The 20063-nt window shown below is 67.6% G+C and carries 20 protein-coding genes; 8 read left to right on the top strand and 12 right to left on the bottom strand.

The annotated features are described in order from the left end of the window. Positions 1-99 precede the first annotated feature (99 nt). Positions 100-666, top strand: coding sequence for a PRC-barrel domain-containing protein (locus GPA25_RS12965; protein ID WP_169260822.1), 567 nt, complete (start codon positions 100-102; stop codon positions 664-666). Positions 667-750: 84 nt separating this feature from the next. Here the strand turns inward: GPA25_RS12965 and GPA25_RS12970 are convergent, their stop codons facing one another. Beyond that, a complete protein-coding gene (locus GPA25_RS12970; RefSeq protein WP_169260823.1) occupies positions 751-1275 on the bottom strand; it encodes a retropepsin-like aspartic protease in 525 nt (174 codons plus the stop codon). Positions 1276-1587: 312 nt separating this feature from the next. On the opposite strand from GPA25_RS12970, the gene GPA25_RS12975 reads away from it, so the two are divergent. After that, positions 1588-1725, top strand: a complete 138-nt coding sequence (locus GPA25_RS12975; protein ID WP_169260824.1) for a hypothetical protein — start codon at positions 1588-1590, stop codon at positions 1723-1725. Positions 1726-1831: 106 nt separating this feature from the next. Here GPA25_RS12975 and GPA25_RS12980 read toward each other — a convergent pair whose 3' ends face one another. The 3 genes from GPA25_RS12980 to GPA25_RS12990 are packed head-to-tail and all read right to left on the bottom strand — an operon-like array spanning position 1832 to position 3575. Beyond that, complete coding sequence (locus tag GPA25_RS12980; RefSeq protein WP_169260825.1) at positions 1832-2659, bottom strand: DUF2145 domain-containing protein; 828 nt, start codon at positions 2657-2659, stop codon at positions 1832-1834. Further along, on the bottom strand, positions 2656-3099 hold the full coding sequence (locus tag GPA25_RS12985; RefSeq protein ID WP_169260826.1) for a hypothetical protein: 444 nt from the start codon (positions 3097-3099) through the stop codon (positions 2656-2658). The genes GPA25_RS12980 and GPA25_RS12985 overlap by 4 nt, the downstream gene beginning before the upstream one ends. 29 nt (positions 3100-3128) lie before the next feature. Then, the gene (locus tag GPA25_RS12990) at positions 3129-3575 is read right to left on the bottom strand and encodes a YiaA/YiaB family inner membrane protein (protein ID WP_169260887.1); all 447 of its coding nucleotides are present in this window, start codon (positions 3573-3575) and stop codon (positions 3129-3131) included. Positions 3576-3762: 187 nt separating this feature from the next. Here GPA25_RS12990 and GPA25_RS12995 point away from each other — a divergent pair, with 187 nt between their 5' ends. From GPA25_RS12995 to GPA25_RS13010, 4 genes are read left to right on the top strand one after another with little or no spacing between them, the layout of a single operon-like run. Further along, a complete protein-coding gene (locus GPA25_RS12995; protein WP_169260827.1) occupies positions 3763-4530 on the top strand; it encodes a helix-turn-helix domain-containing protein in 768 nt (255 codons plus the stop codon). Positions 4531-4588: 58 nt separating this feature from the next. Beyond that, positions 4589-6730, top strand: a complete 2142-nt coding sequence (aas, locus tag GPA25_RS13000; protein WP_169260828.1) for a bifunctional acyl-ACP--phospholipid O-acyltransferase/long-chain-fatty-acid--ACP ligase — start codon at positions 4589-4591, stop codon at positions 6728-6730. Then, the gene (locus GPA25_RS13005) at positions 6730-7986 is read left to right on the top strand and encodes an amidohydrolase family protein (protein WP_169260829.1); all 1257 of its coding nucleotides are present in this window, start codon (positions 6730-6732) and stop codon (positions 7984-7986) included. The genes aas and GPA25_RS13005 overlap by 1 nt, the downstream gene beginning before the upstream one ends. Next, positions 7983-9863 carry an MFS transporter gene (locus GPA25_RS13010; protein WP_169260830.1) on the top strand — a complete coding sequence of 627 codons (1881 nt, stop codon included), beginning with the start codon at positions 7983-7985 and terminating at the stop codon, positions 9861-9863. Before GPA25_RS13005 ends, GPA25_RS13010 begins: the two co-directional genes overlap by 4 nt. Here GPA25_RS13010 and GPA25_RS13015 read toward each other — a convergent pair. Genes GPA25_RS13015 through GPA25_RS13025 form a run of 3 tightly spaced genes read right to left on the bottom strand, consistent with a single transcriptional unit; the run spans position 9860 to position 12492 of the window. Beyond that, positions 9860-10738: an alpha/beta fold hydrolase gene (locus tag GPA25_RS13015; RefSeq protein WP_169260831.1), complete on the bottom strand. Its 879-nt coding sequence runs from the start codon at positions 10736-10738 to the stop codon at positions 9860-9862. The two genes, GPA25_RS13010 and GPA25_RS13015, sit on opposite strands and share 4 nt — an antisense overlap. 58 nt (positions 10739-10796) lie before the next feature. Then, entirely contained in the window at positions 10797-11915 is a 1119-nt protein-coding gene (locus GPA25_RS13020) for a transglutaminase-like domain-containing protein (protein WP_169260832.1), read from the bottom strand. Between the two features lie 22 nt (positions 11916-11937). Continuing rightward, positions 11938-12492 carry a TlpA family protein disulfide reductase gene (locus tag GPA25_RS13025; protein ID WP_169260833.1) on the bottom strand — a complete coding sequence of 185 codons (555 nt, stop codon included), beginning with the start codon at positions 12490-12492 and terminating at the stop codon, positions 11938-11940. A 473-nt stretch (positions 12493-12965) separates the two neighbouring features. Here GPA25_RS13025 and GPA25_RS13030 point away from each other — a divergent pair, with 473 nt between their 5' ends. Then, the gene (locus tag GPA25_RS13030; RefSeq protein WP_343034924.1) at positions 12966-13661 is read left to right on the top strand and encodes a hypothetical protein; all 696 of its coding nucleotides are present in this window, start codon (positions 12966-12968) and stop codon (positions 13659-13661) included. Between the two features lie 132 nt (positions 13662-13793). Here the strand turns inward: GPA25_RS13030 and GPA25_RS13035 are convergent, their stop codons facing one another. Both GPA25_RS13035 and arfB read right to left on the bottom strand, forming a co-directional pair. Next, positions 13794-14282, bottom strand: coding sequence for a CreA family protein (locus tag GPA25_RS13035; RefSeq protein ID WP_169260834.1), 489 nt, complete (start codon positions 14280-14282; stop codon positions 13794-13796). Positions 14283-14304: 22 nt separating this feature from the next. Next, positions 14305-14730 (bottom strand): alternative ribosome rescue aminoacyl-tRNA hydrolase ArfB, encoded by a 426-nt coding sequence (arfB, locus tag GPA25_RS13040; RefSeq protein WP_169260835.1) that lies wholly within the window; start codon positions 14728-14730, stop codon positions 14305-14307. A 235-nt stretch (positions 14731-14965) separates the two neighbouring features. Between arfB and GPA25_RS13045 the strand changes: the two genes are divergently transcribed. Continuing rightward, complete coding sequence (locus tag GPA25_RS13045) at positions 14966-15622, top strand: c(7)-type cytochrome triheme domain-containing protein (protein WP_169260836.1); 657 nt, start codon at positions 14966-14968, stop codon at positions 15620-15622. Positions 15623-15693: 71 nt separating this feature from the next. On the opposite strand, the gene GPA25_RS13050 is transcribed toward GPA25_RS13045, so the two are convergent. The 3 genes from GPA25_RS13050 to GPA25_RS13060 all read right to left on the bottom strand — a co-directional run bounded on the left by GPA25_RS13050 (position 15694) and on the right by GPA25_RS13060 (position 20059). After that, the gene (locus GPA25_RS13050) at positions 15694-18171 is read right to left on the bottom strand and encodes a putative bifunctional diguanylate cyclase/phosphodiesterase (RefSeq protein ID WP_169260837.1); all 2478 of its coding nucleotides are present in this window, start codon (positions 18169-18171) and stop codon (positions 15694-15696) included. A 117-nt stretch (positions 18172-18288) separates the two neighbouring features. Continuing rightward, positions 18289-18948 (bottom strand): DsbA family oxidoreductase, encoded by a 660-nt coding sequence (locus tag GPA25_RS13055; RefSeq protein WP_169260838.1) that lies wholly within the window; start codon positions 18946-18948, stop codon positions 18289-18291. A 79-nt stretch (positions 18949-19027) separates the two neighbouring features. Beyond that, complete coding sequence (locus GPA25_RS13060; protein ID WP_169260839.1) at positions 19028-20059, bottom strand: DnaJ C-terminal domain-containing protein; 1032 nt, start codon at positions 20057-20059, stop codon at positions 19028-19030. Between the last annotated feature and the right edge of the window lie 4 nt (positions 20060-20063).

Here is a 20063-nt window from a genome sequence, read left to right on the forward strand (position 1 = left end):
TCGTGCGTGCTTGCTGCGGGCGCGAGCTGGATCGATGCCAGGTACTCGTCCCAGGTGCGGGCGAGACGTTCGGACGGACACCACAGGCAGGAGGATGATATGAGTTCCCTATATCGCAAGTCTTTGCTGGTCGGCGCCATCGCAGCGCTGGTTGCGGTCCCGACGGGAGCCCTCGCGGGCTCGTACACGGAGGGTCAGACCAAGCAGCCGATGCGCTCGCAGATGGGCACTTCAGGACAGGTGCAGACGATGACGCCGAGCCAGTTGCGTGGCACCGAAGTGGTCGGCATCAACGGTGAAACGATCGGGTCGGTGAAGAGGGTCGTCCAGAGCCGTCAGGAGAAGAACATCCATGCGGTGATTTCCGCCGGCGGACTCCTCGGTTTCGGCGACAAGGAAATCACCGTGCCGCTCGACCGCATGCGTTATGAGGACGGCAAGCTGCGGCTGAGCGCAACCGCGGACGAACTGAAGGCAAGGCCCGAGTATCGCGCCGAGCAGTACGTCGAACTGCGACCCATGGACCAGCCGATCAGCGAATTCTCGGCGTTCGAGACGGTGCCGGACAGGCCCGCGATGTATCGCGGCAAGGGGAGCACGTGGGATGGCGGGCGCAGTACCGACCCGAACGCGTTTTACCCGGAAAGGCCGGTGTTCACGCCGTAAGTGCCCGGAAACAACGCCGCTTCGGACGAGGATCGCCTGAATGCGGCAACGGCCGGCACGCCGCATGACGTGCCGGCATTTTTTTCAGTTGTCGAAGGCCGCGAGGTCGGCGGTGTCGGCGGTGTCGGCCGACGGGTTCGCCGCGGTGGCAAGGCAGTTGCTGAGCACCAGGCGCGGCGGCTCGAACGAGAAGATGAACGGCGCCGCGCGCTGCAGCGCATTGAGCCCCAGGATGGCGCGCGTGGCGCCCGGAAAGACTGCCGCTTCGACATCCTTGAGCCAGCATCCGCCGCCGATGCTCAAGGCCTCGATCGCGTACACCGGCACGTTCAGTTCGCTGCCGTTGGCGAGCCTGCCGCGCAACTGCTTGACGTAGCGCACCTGGCCCGTTTCTTCCAGCTGCGCGAGCATCTCCTCGTTGATCGTCATGTAGCCGGAGCCGGTGTCGACCATCAGGTCCACGTTACCGAGTCCGGCAATCCGCCCTTCGACGTAGAAGGTCGTTGCGCTGGTCGCACGCATGTCGACGGTGGTGTCGAACTCGCCGGCGGACGCGAGGCGGAATGTGCCTGCAAGCAGTGCGGCCAAGAGGCACAAAAATTTCCTCATCGAACGATCCCCGGAAAAGCGGTTTAACGGTTACGCCCGGATCTCCGGACATACAGATACTAAACGAAGCAATGGCCGTGCCGTCGAAAAGCGAGCACGATAACCATAACGGCCCGGCCCATGATTTCTTTAGGCTGCTGACGCGCCGACACATCGGCCGGCCGGCGAGGAATTCGTGACGCAAGGGCGGGAATGGCAGTTCTCCGCAGCATTCCCGAACCCGAGTCCTATATTTGAGAACCGCGCGGGTGCGCTGATGTCGATCATTGCGCGCCCCTGCGGGCAGTTCGCAACGTACTGATGGAGGTTTCCATGCGAGCGACTGTTCCACCCGGCCCTGGCCACGATCCGGCGCCCGATCCGGCGCCCGAGCACGACCCGGTTCCCGATCCGAGCAAGGATCCGGATCCGGAAACGGACGATGACGCGGCCGAAGTGAAGACCGCCTAGGCTCGCACCGGCAGTTGCACGCTGTTCGGGCGTATGGCAACCCGGTCGCCCTATCCTGGTGCGGCGCGCCGCGGCGACCGCGGGTGAGGACGGCAAGGGCGGCCGTTCACCGTACCGCCAATCGCTCGCGGCCGAGGCCGCTGCGCATCAGCCAGTCGAACGCCGAATCGGCGGTGACCGTGTCGATGCGGTCGCTGAAGCGCCGCGCCGCGGGGTGGTCGTCAAAGGCGATGTTGGCGCTGCCGACGCGGGCGCCGAGGCGGCGTACGGCATTGATGTGCAGCGTCGTGGGCTGGTAGCCGCGCAGGCGTAGCCAGGCCTGTGCGCGGTGGCGGTCGGTCGCGGCCGGTTCCAGCACGTGGGCGAGCGTCTCCAGCGCCCACTGGTTGCTCTGCTGGTAGCGCGTCGCCCACGCATAGGCAAGCATGTTGTAGCGCGGTTCGTGCAGGCGCGCGACGGTGAAGTTGTCGCGCAAGCGTGCCGCCAGCACCGCGCCCGCCGCGGGCTCGAGCGTCACGATGCCGGCCTCGAAGTCGTACAGGTCCTCGCCGAAGAACTCGGCCAGGCCGTGGCGAAACAGGCTCGCGCGGTCGCTGCCGCAGTGGTTGAGCTTGTGCACGACGCGCCAGGCGCCGTGTCCGCCCGCGGCATCGCCGTCGCGGTAGGCGATCGCGATGTGCGAGTAGCGCAGACCCCATTCGCGCAGATCCTGCCCAGCGCGTGCGACGATCGCAGCGCGTGCGCCGCTGCGCTCGAGCGCAGCTGCGGTGCGTGCGGCGAGTTCCAGGCTGCGCACGAGTTCATCGGCCGTGAGCCTGCGTTCGGTGCAGGGCTGGCCGGCGAGCGCCGGCGGCGCGAGCCAGGTGGCGACGGCGACGAGGAGGGCAGTGATGGCGGCGCGCAGGCCGCGCTGCAGGACGTCGCGGGCGTTCATGGCGTGATCCGCTCGCTGTAGAGCAGCGATTGCCCCAGCGCATTGGGCACGAAACACAGGGCGGCGCCCGCCGCCGACAGGATCCAGCCTGCTGACAGCGCGGTGACGGTGATGAGCGTGCCGACTGCGACCAGCGATGCGCCGACCGCCTCGGCCCCCAGTTCGATGCTGGCGCGCACGCCGTCCGAGGCGCGCTCGAGGATCCACAGCGTACCGTGCGCGGAGGCTTCGACCGCGGTGACGGTAAGCACCGCCCCGGCCGACAGGATCATCACCGGCGCGGCCACCACGGAGGCGAGCGGCAGGGCCAGCGACAAGGCCGAGACGGCACTCGCTTCCGACGGCCCGCCATGGGCGCGCGCCGCGCCGCAGCCGAGCGCCAGTGGCACGGCGAGCAAAAGGGAGAGGGCCTTGCGGCGTTCGCGTTGTTCCAGTTTCATGATGTTCTCCTCGGGTGGTGCCCGGCGCCTCAGCGCGCGGGCAAAGTAGTGGTCTCGGTGTGGTGTGTGGCGCGTGCGGCGACGTGCGCCGCGCCACACAGTTCGGGCTCGCCGGCGGCGCTCAGGCGGGCTTCCGCACGGTCGGCCTCCCACGCGTCGCGCAGCGTCTTGGCCAGCGTGAAGGCGCAGGAAATCAGGTACAGCCAGCTCACCAGCAGATAGGCTTTCCAGGTCGGGTTGATCTCCATGCGCCACAGCGGGGTGTCCTTCGGCCCACCTTCCGAGTCGCGTACGAATTTCGCCAGTGCGAACGCGCTGGTGAGGCAGAATGCATAACCCATGACCATGAAGGCGCGATCGAGCTCGGCGCCGGGCAGCGCCACCAGACCGCCGGTACACACCAGCAGCGCCAGCCCGAAGGAAATCCAGACCTGCATGCGCCAGGCGCGGGTATCGCGGCGAACAATCGTTTCCATCTCGTGCTCCCTTGCGTTGATGACGTGGCCGATGATTCCCTTGTTGCGCTGCCGGTACAATTTCACCGCGCGAAGTCCGCTGCAGATGCGCTGAAGGTATCGAAATGCGATACTTGATGACGTTCGCTCGTGCCGGATATCGCATGTCGATAATCTGGGCGCCAGGCTGTCACCAACGGAACCGACCATGAGCACCACCGCCGATCTCGTCACCGCGCTGAAGGCAGAACTGAAGGCCTCCGCGCTTACCTACGCCGCGCTGGCCGAACGTCTCGGCATCGCCGAGTCCAGCGTCAAGCGCATGTTCTCCGCGAGCGGCGACATGCCGCTGTCGCGCATCGATGCGGTGTGTCGCGCGCTGAACCTCGACTTCGCCGATCTGGCGCGCAGCGTCGCCGAGAAGGAACCGCTGCTGATGGAGTTGTCGCTGGCGCAGGAAAAGGCCGTCGTCGGTGATCGCAAACTGCTGCTGGTCGCGATCTGCTGCCTGAGCCACTGGACGCTGGAACAGATCGTCGCCACCTACCGGCTCGGCGAGGCGGAAGTCGTCAAGCACCTCGTGCGCCTCGACCGCCTCGGCGTGATCGACCTGCGCCCGGGTAACCGCTACCACCTCAAGCTCGCCAAGGGCTTCCGCTGGCGCGCGCAAGGGCCGGTGATGCAGTATTTCCGCGCCGAGGTGCTGGACGATTATTTCGCCGGTGGCTTCGACGGCGAATCGGAGATGCTGATGGTGGTGCATGGGCAGATCGGCCGCGGCCTGGCGAATTCCTTTCGCGAGCGCCTCGCGCGCATCGGCCAGGACTTCGCCCAGCAGCACATCGCCGACCAGAAACTGGCGCCCGCGGACCGCCGCCCCTACACGATGGTGATCGGCATGCGCTCCTGGCTGATGGCGGCCTTCCGCGACATGAAACGCCCCGAAGTGATCTGGCCCGACGCGCCGCCGCGCTGACGCTCGCTCGCGCCCGACCGCCATCCCCTTTCACGCCATCGAACGACGAGACCCGACCATGTTCCGCCCGCTCATCAAGATCGTCCTGCGCAGCTTTGCCCGCGTGCTGTTCCGCGTGCGCGTCAGCGGCAGCGTCCCTTCGGGGGAAGCGCGCCTGCTGGTGATCGCGAACCACGAATCCTTTCTCGACGGCCTGTTGCTGGGCCTCTTCCTGCCGCTCGACCCGGTCTTCGTCGTGCATACCGGCGTGGCGAAGAGCCGCTGGTTCCGCCTGGTGCTGTCGCTGGTCGATTACCTCGCGGTGGACCCGACGAGCCCGATGGCGATGAAGAAAGTGGTGCGCCTGCTCGAATCCGGCCGGCCGGTGGTGATCTTCCCCGAAGGGCGCATCACCACGACCGGCAGCCTGATGAAGACCTACGACGGCCCGGCCTTCGTTGCCGCGCGCACCGGTGCGACGATCCTGCCGGTGAAGATCGACGGCGCCGCGCGCACCTACTTCTCGCGCATGGGCGGGCGTTTTCCGCGGCGCCTGTTTCCGCAGCTCGCGCTGACGATCCACCCGGTGACGCGCATCGACATGCCCGTCGCCCCCGTCGCGCGCGAGCGCCGCCGCAAGGCCGGCGAGGCGATGCGCCGCATCATGCAGGAGATGATCTTCGCCAGCCGGCCGCAGCAGACGCTGTTCGAGGCCCTGCTCGACGCCGCGGCGATCCACGGGCGCGCGCGCCGGCTGGTCGAGGATCTCAAGCAGGAGGAGTATTCCTACGGCGATCTCATCAAGATGGCGCTGGCGCTCGGTCGCCTCGTCGCGAAGGAATCGGCGCCCAATGAACACGTCGGCGTGCTGTTGCCGAATCTTGCGCCGACGCTCGCGCTCGTCTTCGGGCTCAGCGCCTTCCGCCGCACGCCGGCGATGCTCAACTACACCGCCGGCGCCGACGGCATGCAGGCGGCGTGCACCGCGGCGCAGATCCGCACCGTCGTCACCTCGCGCGCTTTCGTCGAACAGGCCAAACTCGGCGACAAACTGGCTGCGCTCGAAGGCGTGCGTTTCGTGTATCTGGAAGAACTGCGTGCCGGCATGGGACTCGCCGACAAGTTGTGGCTGATGTCGTGGGCGGTGCATTTCCCGCGTGCCGCGACGCACATCGGCGCGCCCGAGGATGCCGCGGTGGTGCTGTTCACGTCGGGTTCCGAAGGCAAGCCGAAAGGCGTCGTGCTGTCGCATCGCGCGCTGCTGGCGAACATCGCGCAGATCCGCGCGGTCGTCGATTTCTCGGTCGACGACAAGATCCTCAACGCGCTGCCGCTGTTCCATTCCTTCGGTCTCACCGCCGGCGGCCTGCTGCCGCTGCTCTCCGGCGCCAGCGTGTTTCTCTACCCCAGCCCGCTGCATTACCGCGTGATCCCGGAGCTCGCCTACGACCGCGGCTGCAGCGTGCTGCTGGGCACCAGCACCTTCCTCGGCAACTACGCGCGCTTCGCCCACCCCTACGACTTCTACCGCCTGCGCTACGTCATCGCCGGCGCCGAGAAACTCGCCGAACCGGTGCGCCAGACGTGGTTCGAACGCTTCGGCATCCGCATTTTCGAAGGCTACGGCGCGACCGAAACCGCACCGGTGATGGCGGTGAACACCCCGATGGCCTATCGCAGCGGCACCGTCGGCCCCTTCCTGCCGGGGCTGCAGGCGCGCCTGCTGCCGGTGCCGGGCATTGCCGAGGGCGGCATGCTGCATGTCTCGGGTCCTAACCTGATGAGCGGTTACCTCAAGGTCGACCAGCCGGGCGTGCTGCGGCCGCCGGTCTCGGACGCGGGCGAGGGCTGGTACGAGACCGGCGACGTCGTGAAAGTGGACGACGACGGTTTCGTGCGCATCGTCGGCCGCGTCAAGCGCTTCGCCAAGGTCGCCGGCGAGATGGTGAGCCTCGAAGCGGTCGAGAAGCTCGCGGCCGCGACCGCCCCCGCGGCCCAGCATGCCGCGTCGACGCAGCCGGATGCCGCCAAGGGCGAGGCATTGGTGTTGTTCACCAGCGACCGCGAGTTGAGCCGCGAGCGCCTGCTCGTCAGCGCGCGCGAGCACGGCTTGCCGGAGCTCGCGGTGCCGCGCAAGATCGTGCCGATCGACGCGCTGCCGCTGCTCGGGACCGGCAAGATCGACTACGTGACGCTCAGGCAGTGGGCGGAGGCGGCGTGATGCCCACGCCATTCTCGCCCGTGCGCCGCCGCTGGCTCGCTGCCGGCCTCGGCCTCGGCGCGCTGTCCGCGACCGGTGTCGCCGCGATGCTGGGCCGGCCGTGGCTGCTCAATCCCTGCCGTGCTGCGCTGCCGCCGGAACTGGCGCAGCACGATCTGGTGCTGGGCGCCTGGGAAGGACTCGATCCCGCGCAGGTGTGGGACTGCCACGCGCACCTCGCCGGCATCGGCGATGGCGGCAGCGGCGTGAGGATCTCGGAGACGATGCTGAGCCCGCTCCACCCGCTGCAATATCTGCAGCGCCTGTTCTACCTCAACGCCGGCTGCGCGCACGAGGCGCCGGGGCGCGTGGACCAGAGCTACGTCGAACGCCTGCACAACCTGATGGAAGGCATGGCGCCGGGCTTCAAGCTGATGCTGTTCGCCTTCGATCACGCGCATGACGAGGCCGGCCGCGCGCAGCCCGAGCGCTCTGCCTTCTTTGTTCCGAACGCCTATGCGCGCGACGTTGTTCGGGCCGCGCCGCAGTGGTTCGAATGGGTGTGCTCGGTCCATCCGTACCGGCCCGATGCCGTCGCGGCGCTCGAAGCGGCCGTCGCCGACGGCGCGCGTGCGGTGAAATGGCTGCCGCCGGCGATGGGCATCGATCCCGCCTCGCCCGCCTGCGACCGCTTCTACGCGGCGCTGGTGCGCCTCGACCTGCCGCTGATCACCCACGTCGGCGAGGAGCAGGCGGTCGCCGGCGCGGGTCACCCAGGGTGGGGCAATCCCCTGCGCCTGCGGCGTGCGCTCGAGCATGGCGTGCGCGTCGTGATGGCCCATTGTGCGAGCATCGGCGAAGATATCGACCTCGATCGCGGCGAGAACGGGCCGCGCGTGGCGAGCTTCGAACTCTTCGCCCGCATGATGGCCGAGCCGCGCCACGCGCCGCGGCTGTTCGGCGACATCTCGGCGATCATCCAGCGCAACCGCAAACTTGCCGTGCTGCGTGCAATCGTCGAACGCGAGGAATGGCACCCGCGCCTGCTGTTCGGCACCGACTACCCCCTGCCGGGCATCGTGCCCCTGGTGTCGCCGGCGCTGCTCGCCAGCGAGGGCATGCTCGATGCCGCCGCGGTACCGGTGCTTGAAGCGATTCGCGAGCACAATCCGCTGCTGTTCGCCCTGGTGCTCAAGCGCCACCTGCGCAGCCGCGGCAAGCGACTGGCGCCACAGATTTTCGAAACCCGACGTTTTTTCTCCCGGACCCCGACATGAGTTCCCAATTCAAGCTGATGGGCGAGCGGCGCTTCCTGCCCTTCTTTCTGACCCAGTTCCTCGGCGCCTTCAATGACAACCTGTACAAGAACGCGCTGGTGGTGCTGCTCACCTTCCAGGCCGCGCGCTACACCACGCTGTCGCCGGGCGTGCTGGTGAATCTCGCCGCGGGCCTGTTCATCCTGCCGTTCTTCCTGTTCTCGGCGACCTCCGGGCAGCTGGCGGACAAGTTCGAGAAGACACGCCTGATCCGCTTCGTGAAGCTGTTCGAAATCGCCGTCATGGCGCTCGCGGCCGTCGCGTTCGCGCTCGATTCGCTGACGCTGCTGTTCGCCGCGTTGTTCCTGATGGGCGTGCATTCGACGATCTTCGGCCCGGTGAAGTACGCGGTGCTGCCGGTGTACCTGCGCGAGGAGGAACTCGTCGGCGGCAATGCGCTGGTCGAATCCGGCACCTTCATCGCGATCCTGCTCGGCACGATCGCCGGCGGCGTGACGATCGCGCTGCCCGGTGGCGCCGCGTGGCTGTCGGCCGCGGTGCTGGCGGTCGCGGTGCTGGGCTACCTGACGAGCCGCGCGATTCCCGCGGCGCCGGCGGCCGACCCGAACCTCCGGATCAATTGGAACCCGCTCACCGAGACCTGGCGAAACATCGGCTTCACGCGCGGCAACCGCACCGTGTTCCTGTCGATCCTCGGCATTTCGTGGTTCTGGTTCTACGGCGCGCTGTTCCTGTCGCAGTTCCCCGGCTACGCCAAGGACGTGCTGGGCGGCGACGAGCACGCGGTGACGCTGCTGCTGGCGCTGTTCTCGGTGGGCATCGGTACCGGCTCGCTGCTGTGCGAGCGGCTCTCCGGCAAGCACGTCGAGATCGGTCTGGTGCCCTTCGGCTCGATCGGCCTGACCCTGTTCGCCCTCGACCTGTGGTGGGCGAGCCCCGTCGCGATCCACACCGGCGACCCATTGCCGCTTGCGGCGGTGCTGATGAACCCGCTGAGCTGGCGCGCATTGTTCGACCTCGTGATGATCGGCCTGTTCGGCGGCTTCTTCATCGTGCCGCTGTATGCGCTGGTACAGTCGCGTTCCGAACCGGCGCACCGCTCGCGCATCATCGCCGGCAACAACATCCTCAACGCGCTGTTCATGGTCGTCGCGGCCGGCATGGGCGCGGGACTGCTCGCCGCCGGCATGACGATCCCGCAGCTGATCCTGATCACCGCGCTGCTCAACGCCGCCGTGGCGCTCTACATCTACACCCTGGTGCCGGAATTCCTGCTGCGCTTCATCGTCTGGCTGCTCGTGCACACCGTGTATCGCCTGCGCGTCGAAGGCATCGAGCACGTGCCGGAGGAGGGGCCCGCGCTGCTGGTGGCGAACCACGTCAGCTTTGTCGACGCGTTGATCATCACGGCCGCGTCGCGCCGTCCGATCCGCTTCGTCATGGATCATCAGATCTTCCGCTGGCCGCTGCTGTCCTTCGTGTTTCGTTCCAGCCGCGCGATCCCGATCGCCTCGGCGAAGGAGGATGCGGCAATGATGGAGCGCGCCTTCGAGGAGGTCGCCCGGGCGCTGGAAGCCGGCGAACTGGTGGGCCTGTTCCCGGAAGGCAAGATTACCGCCGACGGCGAGATTCAGCCCTTCCGTCCGGGCATCCGCCGCATCGTCGAGCGCACGCCGGTGCCGGTGGTGCCGCTGGCCTTGCGCGGCCTGTGGGGCAGCACTTTCAGCCGCAAGGATGGCCCGGCCTTCAGCCGCCCGTTCCGCCGCGGCCTGTTCAGCCGCATCGAGCTGGTCGGCGGCACGCCATTCCCGCCCGATGCGGCGACGCCCGAAAGCCTGCACTCGGCGGTGGCGGGACTGCGCGGGGAAGTGCGTTAGTCGCGCCGCAGGAAGGCTTCGAGCGCCGCGGCGACCTGCTCCGGCTGGTCGTGCTGCAGGTTGTGGCCGGAGTCGGTGACGGTCACGCGCTGCAAGTTCGCGAAGCACGCCAGCCGCCGTTCGATCTCGTCGGGCGTTTCGCCGAACCGCTTCAGCACGTAGCCCTGGTCCGACAGCAGCAGCAGCACCGGCGCCTCGATCGCCCGCCACGCCTCCAGCGCATCGTCGGACTGGTAACGGACCGGCGACGCCACCCTGTGCCAGGGGTCTCCGCCCATCGTGACCTGCCCGTCGGGCAGCGTGCGCGAGACCGTGTGCGCGAGGAAGGCTGCGCGTTCCGCCGTCAGGCGCGGATTGACCTGCAGCAGGCGGCGTGCGAACGCGTCGTGATCGGGATAGTTTCGCTGCGGCGGATCGCTTTGCAGGCTGTCGAGCCAGCGCGTGATGTGTCCGGGCGCTTCGTGCGGCCGGGTCGTCGTCAGGCCGAGAAAATCCATCATCACCAGCTGCGCGACCCGCGCGGGCCGCACGCCCGCGTAAGCGCTCGAGATGCCCGCGCCCATGCTGTGTCCGACGAGGCGCGCGGGGCGATCCGGCGAATAATGGGCGAGCAGTGCGTCGAGGTCGCCGTAGTAATCGGGATACCAGTACGGTCGCCGCAGCCACTCGCTCTCACCATAGCCGCGCCAGTCCGGCGCGATCACATGCCAGTCCTGCTTCAGCGCGTCGACGACGAACTGGAAGGTCGCCGACGTATCCATCCAGCCATGCAGGAAGAACACCACGGGGGCGTCCGGCGTGCCCCAGTGGCGGACGTTGTAGCGCAGCCCGCGGATGTCGAGCTGTTCGCAGCGGGAGTCGAGAAAGGCGTTCATGCACGCGATGATAGCAATCCCCGGCGCCCTTGCGACGGCGCCGGTCTCATCGCGCCGATCACGCCGCCGTGATCTCCCGCGCTGTCAGCGTGTAGCGGAATTTCGCCGGGTCGAGGCTGTCGAACCGCCCGTCGCGGTTTTCGCCCTGCGGGTACATCAGGTAGGGTACTTCCGGCCCGTCGCTGCCGGGCAGGCGGAGGTCGTGGCCGACGTTGTACGCCACCCAGTTCATTTCCCAGGCGCCGAACAGCACCTGACGCGCCGCGGCGACCTTTGGGTCGAGCATCGACAACTGGCCCGGCGGTTCCTCGAGCGCGACCTTGCGCACGTCAGCGGGGTCCACGGGCACCCAGCCGAAGCGTTCCAGCCACACTTCGGCGCGGCAGTGCTGCGCCTTCGACACGTCGCCGCTCTTGCCCAGGCTCTTGTAGCCATAGCGCGAATCCGCGACACGTACGCCATACACGTCGCGCGCCGGCACGCCCACCGAACGTGCCAGGCCCACATACAGCGCGTTGAGGTCGGCACATTTGCCCGACAGGTCGCCGGTTTCCAGCATCGTGCGGATGTCGCCGAGCCCGCAGCCGCGGGTCTTGGGGTTGCGGAACGTGTTGGCGACGATCCATTCGTAAATCGCACGTGCCTTGTCCACGTCCGATGTGGCACCGCGCACGATCTCGCTGGCGGTGTCGCGCACGATGCCGTCGGTCGGCAGCAGCACCGTGGCACGGGTGTACAGCGTGCGTTCATCCGCCGCCAGCTGACGCACCGGTCCGGGGCGTGACAGGTCCACCGCGCGGTCGCGCGTGGCGAAGCGGCTGACCACTTCGACTACCGGCGCGGCCGTGCCGGCGGCCCATTCGGCGGACAGCATCGACGCGCCGTACACCGGGTCGGTCAGCACGCGCATCTGCTGCGCATTGCCCTGCCACTGATTGCCCATCGGGCGAATCCACTCGGCGTCGCTCACGGACGGCAGTGGCACCCACACGCGGGTGATGCCATCCGTGGCGGACGGTTCGATGCGGCTGCTCAGCTCGAACACGCGCCAGCCGTTGTCCGGCGTCGGCGCGAACGCGGGCTGGTGGACGGGGTCGGGCGTTGCGGCGCGGCTCCACGCGGGCAGCGTGAGGCCGGCGGCGATGGCGGAGGTCTTGAGGAAGTCTCGGCGGTTCATGGTCGGGTTTCCGGAATCGGTTTCAGGCTTGTGTCGGCCGTTTGGCCGCGAAGGCGCGGAGATGCGCGCGCACGCTGTCATGGTGCCAGTCGAGTTCGCCGCGCACGCGCAGTTGCGGCTGGTGGGCGGCGTCGAGCAGCAAGGTGGTGGGCAGGTAGCTGACGTCCCAGGCGCGGGCGATGACCTGCTCCGGGTCGGCGACCACGGTCGGTTCGAGCAGGTGCTCGTCGAAGAAGCGGCGCACGTCGTCGGCACGGTCGGCGACCGCAACGGTCACCAGCGCGATGCCGGGTTCGGCTTCGTCGAGGCTGACCAGCGCGGGCATCTCGATGCGGCAGGGCTCGCACCAGCTTGCCCAGAAATTCACCAGCACCGCCCGCCCGCGCAGCGGTTCGAGCGCGCGCCGCAAGGCTGCGGGAGGCAGGGCCGCGAGCTTGAATGGCTCGAAACGTGCACTCGGTGAGGTGGTCCGTGTCGAGCCGGGCACGGACAGGGCGGGCGGCGCGAACGCTGCCGCAACGAGGCCTCCCATCGAGGCGAGCACGCGCCTTCGCATGGCGCGACGCTGGTGGGACATGACAATGTTTCCCGATTCCGTTACGGGAAGTTCCGGAGCGCTTGCCGTGCGGCGGCATGACCGCGGGGCACGGCTCTCCAGCACTTCCCTAGCCACCCCGGTGCGGAAGCCGCCGGGGTTTAATCGGGGAGCGCCGTGGCGCCCCCGTCGGTACATCAAGTGCGGTACACAGACCGCGGGGCCGGGCGGCCGATACGCCGATCGGCCCGATTTTCCCGGGGACCGCCGATTCGCATCGGCGGTCCTTCGTCCGCCGGCAGGCTGTTGCCTGCTGCGCCGGACTATGCGCATTATCCCAGCTTGCGCCGTTTTGCAGAAACAGTAATGGCGACCGCGGGTAAGGGGTTGGCGGCGGTTTGCGGGTCCTGTTACAAATCGCACCGCCGGGTATCCGCATGGGATTGTTTTTGCGGTGTGATAAAATTAACGTTTAGGCATGGCCACTTGGCACTGCCATTTTGCGGAGAATTCCTGTGAATCGTTGGTTGTTGCTTGCTGTGGCCGCATCGGTCGGCCTGTCCGCCTGTTCCAAGAAAGAAGAGACCGCTGCGCCCGCCGCTGTGGCACCGGCACCGGTAGCTCCCGCCGCCGCGCCGACGGTGTCCGCCGCAACGCCGAATTCCGGCAAGGTCATCGAGTTGCTGCAGGGCGGTGGCTACACATATGCGGAAGTCGAAACCGGCAACGGCGAGAAGGTGTGGCTGGCCGGTGGGCAGATTGACATCAAGGTAGGCGATGCCGTGCAGTGGGGCGACGCCGCGGTGATGACGAATTTCGCTTCCAAGTCGCTGGGTCGCAGCTTCGACCGTATCCTGTTCGTGAATGCCTGGGGCCCGGTCGGTGCCGCCATCACCGGCGTCGCGCCGCACGGCACGGCGCCGATGGGTCAGCAAGCGCCGATGCCGACGCCGCAAGCCGCGCAGCCGGCACAGACCGCTCCGGCCAACGTCGGCGAGGTCAAGAGCGTCATCAGTGGCGGCGGTTATACCTACCTGGAAGTGCTCAAGGGCGACAAGACCGTGTGGGTCGCCGCGCCGGAAACCGCAGCCAAGGCCGGCGATACGGTGAGCTGGAGCGACGGCATGGTGATGACCAACTTCACCAGCAGCTCGCTGAACCGCAAGTTCGATGAAATCATCTTTGCCAGCGCGGTGAAGATCGGCAAGTAAGCGCACGCGCGGCGCCGGCGGCTTTGCTGCCGCGTCCGCCGACCCGGTGTTTCCGCAAGGGGCCGTGCCTGCACGGCCCCTTGCTTTTCGCCCCTCCTATGCGCCGCGCCGATGCCGCCGCCAGCGCCGCGCTCAGCGCACCGGAATCGGGATGGCGCGGTCGACCGGTACCGCGGTGACGCTGTTCTGCGGGCTGCCTTCGATGATCTTGTCCGAGTAGGTCAGATAGACCAGCACGTTGCGTTTGGCGTCCACCATGCGCACCACCTGCAGGCGCTTGAACAGCACCGACAGGCGTTCGGAGAACACTTCCTGCTTCAGCGGCAAGGGCTCGCGAATCTTGATCGGTCCGACCTGACGGCACGCAATCGAGGCTTCGGACAGGTCTTCGGCGAGGCCGACGGCGCCCGACAGCCCGCCGGTCTTGGCGCGCGATACGTAGCAGGTCACCCCCTCCACGCGCGGATCGTCGTAGGCTTCAACCACTACCTTGTGATTGGGGCCGATCAGCTTCCACACGGTGGATACGTCGCCGATCGTTTCGGCATGTGCCGTGCCGATGGCGCACAGGGCGCCGCTCAAGGCGAATGCCGCAAGGTGCCGCGGGGCTGCAAGGGTCATGCTGGCCGGATCTCCGTGATCGTCATTGGTCGTGATGGGTGCGTCCGCTGCGGGTGCGCTTGCGTTCGCTCTGGGTGCGTTTGCTGTCGAGTCGGCGCCTGACCGAGGCTTTGGTCGGCTTGGTGGCGATGCGCGGCGTCGGTGCCTCGTGGGCTCGCTGGATCAGCGCGGCAAGGCGTGCACGCGCATCGGCGCGATTGCGTTCCTGGGTGCGAAAGCGCTGTGCGCTGATCACGATGACGCCATCCGAGGTGGCGCGCCGCCCCGCCAGGCGGATCAGTCTTTCACGCACCGCGTCGTTCAGCGAGGGAGAATGCGCGGCATCGAAGCGCAGTTCGACCGCGGTGGATACCTTGTTGACGTTTTGGCCGCCCGGTCCGGAGGCGCGGACGAAGCGCTCTTCAAGCTCTTCTTCGGGAAGAACCGGCAGGGGCGGCAATGCTGACATGACCGCAGTATAGACCGGCCGCCGGCATGTGGTCCGACGTGCATGCAAGGTGGCATTTTCGGTGGCTTCGCGCCGACGAACGGGGCAGAATCGCGCGGAGCACGCGGGTTCATGTTCCGGCGTGCGGCGATTGCGGTCCCTTGGGGCGTCGCGTGCCGGGCGATCCGGTGGGCGTCGCGAATCTGGTGCCGAAATTGCCTTCGAGGCTTCGGCGAATGTCTGGACGTGTAATCCGATGACGGGAAAACGATTCTTGCTCAGTCTGGTCGGGCTGTGCATGGCATTGATGGCGGGGGAGGGCGGAGATGCCGTCGCTGCCCTGAAGGCGGTCGAGGTGCCGTCTGCGGATGAGCCGCCACCTGCGCCGCAGCCTCAGTCACAGCCTGCCCACGCGGCAGAGCCGACGAGCGCGCGCGATGAATTCTACGATCCCAGCAACCCCGCCTTTGATCGCCTGCAGCGGGCGGGCGAGGCGCTCGACGGCATGCCGTTGGACCGCGACGGCAAGGTCGACTGGATGACCGCGCTGCGTCGCCAGACGATCGCACCGCGCCAGCGCCTCGACGGCAAGGATCGCCCGCCGCCGCTGGATCTCGACATCATCATGCGCAACACGCGCCTGATGCCGAACGTGCGTTTTCCGCATCGCGCACACACCGAATGGCTCGATTGCAGCAACTGCCATCCATCACCGTTTGCAGAAAAGGCCGGCAGCACGCAAATCCGCATGGAAGACATATTCCGCGGGCAATTCTGCGGCAAGTGTCACGATCGGGTCGCCTTCATCACGCATCGCAACTGCTACCGCTGCCACAGCGTGAATCCCGACGGCACGCCGGCGCTGCCGCCGTCGGTATTGCCCGTGCATCCGGCCGCCCCGATCGCGCGCTGACCGCATCGCCGGCCGCATCGCCGGCCGGGAATTCGGGCACGGCCGGGCGCGCGGCGTCATCCATTTGGCGATTAGCGCGGGCGCGCCGCCAGCCAGGCCGGGAGCGCATCGGCCGGCAGTGGCTTGCTCAGCAGATAGCCCTGTATCGCGTCGCAGCCGGACTGGCGCAGCAGATCGAATTGCGCCTGGGTTTCGACGCCTTCGGCGAGCACCTTGATGCCGAGTTTGTGCGCCAGCGCGATGATCGCATTGGTAATCGCGTGATCGCTCTCGTCGTGGATCACGTCGGTGATGAAGGAGCGGTCGATCTTCAGCAGTTCGATCGGGCAGCGCTTGAGCTGGCTGAGCGAGGAGTAGCCGGTGCCGAAGTCGTCAATCGACAGGTGGATGCCCAGGGCGCATAGCCGGTCCATGGTGTTCACGGCGGAGCCGACGTTCTCCATCACGATGTCTTCGGTGAGTTCGAGCTCCACCGACGAGGGGGGGACGCCCGCCTCGGCGATCGCGCGCGCCGCCATGTCGACGAGGTCTTCGCGGCGGAAGGACTGATTCGACAGGTTCACCGCCACGCGCAGCTGGGGCCAGCCGGATTCACGCCAGCGGCGCAGCTCGGCGCAGGCCATGCGCAGCACGCTTTCATCGAGCGCCGCCATCAGGCCGGCTTCCTCGGCGGCCGGCAGGAACTGCGCCGGCGAAATCAGGCCGAGCTGCGGATGCTGCCAGCGCACCAGCGCCTCGAAACCGATCAGGCTGCCGTCGAGATTCTGTTGCGCCTGGTAGTGCACCTGCAGCTGGTCCTCGGCGTCGAGCGCGCTGCGCAAGGCGTGCTCCAGCAGCAGGCGCAGCTCGGTGCGCGTGCGCATCTCGGGGGCGTAACGCATGAAGTGGTTCTTGCCGGCGGCCTTGGCGGCGTACATCGCGAGATCGGCATTCTTCACCAGTTCATCGGCATCCAGCCCGTCGCCGGGGGCGCAGGCGGTGCCAACCGATGCCGTCACGTACAGCTCATGCGGGCCGATCTGCACCGGTTGGCGCAGCGACTCGACGATCTTCGCGGCGACGAGGTCGATGTCGTCGGGGCGTGCAATTTCGTCGAGCAGCACGACGAACTCGTCGCCCGCCCAGCGTCCGACGATGTCGCCCGGGCGCAACACGTCGCGGATGCGCTCGGTGATGCGTTGCAGGAGCATGTCGCCAATGCTGTGGCCAAGCGAATCGTTCACGAACTTGAAGCGGTCGAGGTCGCAGAACAGCAGGCCGATGTGCTGTTTGTTCCACGGCAGGCGGACGAGGCTGCTGCGCAGGTGGTCGAGGAACATGCGCCGGTTCGGCAGCCCGGTCAGCACGTCGTAGCTGGCGAGATAGCTGAGCCGTTCCTCGTGGCGCTTGCGCTCGGTGACGTCCTGAACCAGCAGCACGCGGCCCTTGTTGCTGGCGCCAAGCATGATCGGGGAGACCGAGACCGCGACCACGGTCGGCGGTTCGTGACGGCCCGCCAGGCGGCACTCGAAGCCCTGACGCGCCGTCGGATCTCCCATCAGGCCCTCGACATCGCTGTCGGTGACGAACACTTCGCGCAGGGCGCGACCCTCCAGCGCTCCCAGCACCGACTCGTCGTAGAGCCGGCGCATCGCCGGGTTGCAGCGTTCGATGCGTCCGGCCTCGTCGAGCACGACGACGCCTTCGGCCAGCGATTCGATGATCGATTCGACGTATTCGCGCGATACCAGCGAGTGCGCGAGATCATCCGCCATGTGGTTGAAAGTGTGTGCCAACAGGCCGATTTCGTTGCTCGACGTGATGGCGACGCGGGTATCGAGGCGCCCGCTGCCGAGTCGCAGTGCGGCGTGCCGCAGCGCGCGGATCGGGCGGGAGATGTGTGAGGCGAGCAGTCCGCCGCCTCCGATGGCTGCCAGCAGCGACACCAGGCACACCGCGACGATCGCGTACAGGTAGTGCATCGACTGGCTCTCGGCGCTTTCCTGCTGCTCGTGGAACTCCCTTTGCTCGCCGGCTGTCGCCTCGGCAACGGCTGCGAGCAGGGTATCGAGGGCGGCCTTGATCCTGGCCAGCTGGGCGTGAACCGCCTTGTCGCTCAGGGTCGTGCCATCGATGCGCAGCATCTCGATGCTGTGGGCGAAGGCGTGCGCGTGCGCCTCGATCACTCGCGCTTCATCCAGCTCGTTCGGAAAGGACTTCGCAACCAGGGTCCGGTAGGCATCGACCGAAGCCATGAGATCGGCAATCGACGGCGGCGCGGCGTGAGCCGGTGCGGCAGGGGCCTCCGCGGACTGTCCGGTCGAGGTGCTTGCGGTCGCCGCGCGTTCTTCCCGGTTCCGCGGCTGTGCCGCCACCGCTGCAGAAAATGCCAGCGACGTGGCGTCGGCGCGAACCGTCTGCAATGCCGTGAGTATCGGCTGAATGCGGTTGATGGCGGTGTCGAAGTCGCGCGATACGGCGCGCAGCGCCAGATAGCCGGTCGCGCCGACGACCAGCACGAGGAGTGCAAGCAGCGCGTAGCCGGAAAAGATCTGTGTGCGGAGCTTCATGAATGGGCGCGCGATATGCGGTTTCGATGCAGCACCGGAAGTGGGGCAATCCGCCCATTCTCGATGATGGGGCCGCGCGCCGCAATGCGGACATCCGCATCGGGGGCAATCACGTGGTCAATCGTTGCGCAGCGATTGCAGGATCGCTGCGCCGAGCGTCGCCGTGCTCTGCGCGCCGGAGACGGCGAGCTTGCGGTTGAGAATGAAGAATGGAACGCCGCTGACGCCCTGTTTCTGCACCTGTGCCGCCATGCGCTTGACCGTGGCGACGTCCTCGCGGCTGTCGAGGTAGTCCTGTACCTCGTCCCGGTCGTCGCCGTTGGCGACGGCAATATCGACCAGCGTGGCGATGTCGCCGATGTCGCGCCCTTCCTGGAAGTGCGCGGCGAACAGGGCTTCGCCCAGCGCGGTGATGAGGGCCTGGGTGTGGCCGAGCGACTGCGCGCGGTAGGTCAGGCGATGGGCGTTGAGCGTGTTGGGGCGGGTCTTGATGCGCTCGAATGCAAAGTGCAGGCCGTCCGGCGCCGCGGCTTCGGCCACGCGTGCCAGTGCGTCGTCGGCCCCGCGCCGGCCGCCGAACTTGGCTTCCAGAAACGGGCGGTAGGGCTCGCCACCGGCAGGCGTGTCGGGGTTGAGGAAGAAGGGCAGCCAATTGATGCGCACTTCCAGTTCCGGATGCGAGGTGCGCACCTGTTCCACGGCACGGGCAAGACGCGTCTTGCCAAGGAAGCACCAGGGGCAGACGAAGTCGGAGACAAAATCAATATCGAGAATCATGAGGCGTGGGGATGCGATGAATGGTGGTGAGCCTGCCCGGGCAGCCTGCCGCGGAGGGGCTGCAATGCCTGTCAGGCGCTCAAGGCGCGTCCGGCCTGTCGTGAAGCCAGCGTGCTTCCCAGAGTGCCACATCCGGCAGATGCCGGGAATGCTTCGCGGCAACAAGTGTGTCGAGTTGCGCGATCAGTGCGCGCATTTCCGCGTCCGGGGCGTCGGGCAGCACCGGGGCAAGCTGCACGATCAGGTCGCCCGCGGGCTGGCCGCCACGCCCGGGGAAACCGGCCCCCGCAACGCGCAGATCACGGGCGGTGGCGCTGCCGGGGGCGAGCTTGAGCATGCGTGTCCCGCCCGGCATCGGAATCGCGAGTTCGCCGCCGATCAGCATGCGCAGGGCGCTGACCGGTCGGCTCAGGAGCAGGTTGCGGCCGTCGAGCCGATACAGGGCGTGTCGCGCGAGGCGGACGCGCAGGATCAGGTCGCCGGGCAGGCCGGCTTCGTGTGCCTCGCCGGCGCCGGCGATGCGTAGCTCGTCACCGCCCAGCAGGCCGGGGGGCAGGGGCACGACGAGTGGACGGACGGTGCGCATGCGGCCGCTACCCGCACAGGCCGGGCAGGCGTGTTTCGTCAGATAGCCGCGTCCGGCGCAGTGCTTGCAGCCGAGCAGCCCATGCTTGCTGCGAATGCGGCCGGTGCCATGGCAGTGCGCGCACAGGCGCGTGTGCATGAGGACTTCCTCGCCGCTGCCCTGGCACTCGGCGCACTCGGTCTCGTCTTCGAGCTTGAGCGTTGTTTCGCCGCCGCAGTACGCTTCCTCAATCGTCAGTGTCAGGTCCTGCCGGCGATCGGCGCCGCGCGGGATGTCGTCGGCATCGGCACCCCGATCCTCCGCGGCCGCGTCGTCGGACTGATCGGCGCCGTCTTCATCGTCCGCTTCGACAGCCAGACCGGCGAGCAGGTCTTCATAGGCCGCGCGCAGTGCCTTGAAATGCTCCAAGGCTGCGGGGTCGGCGTTGCGGTCGGGGTGCCAGCGCATCGCCAGACGGCGGAAGGCCTTCTTGATCTCTTTCGCGCTGGCACCCGGGGCGAGTCCGAGCAGGTCGTAGGCTTCCATGGGC

It is taken from the genome of Aromatoleum diolicum, from assembly GCF_012910955.1.
GTDB classification, from domain to species: domain Bacteria; phylum Pseudomonadota; class Gammaproteobacteria; order Burkholderiales; family Rhodocyclaceae; genus Aromatoleum; species Aromatoleum diolicum.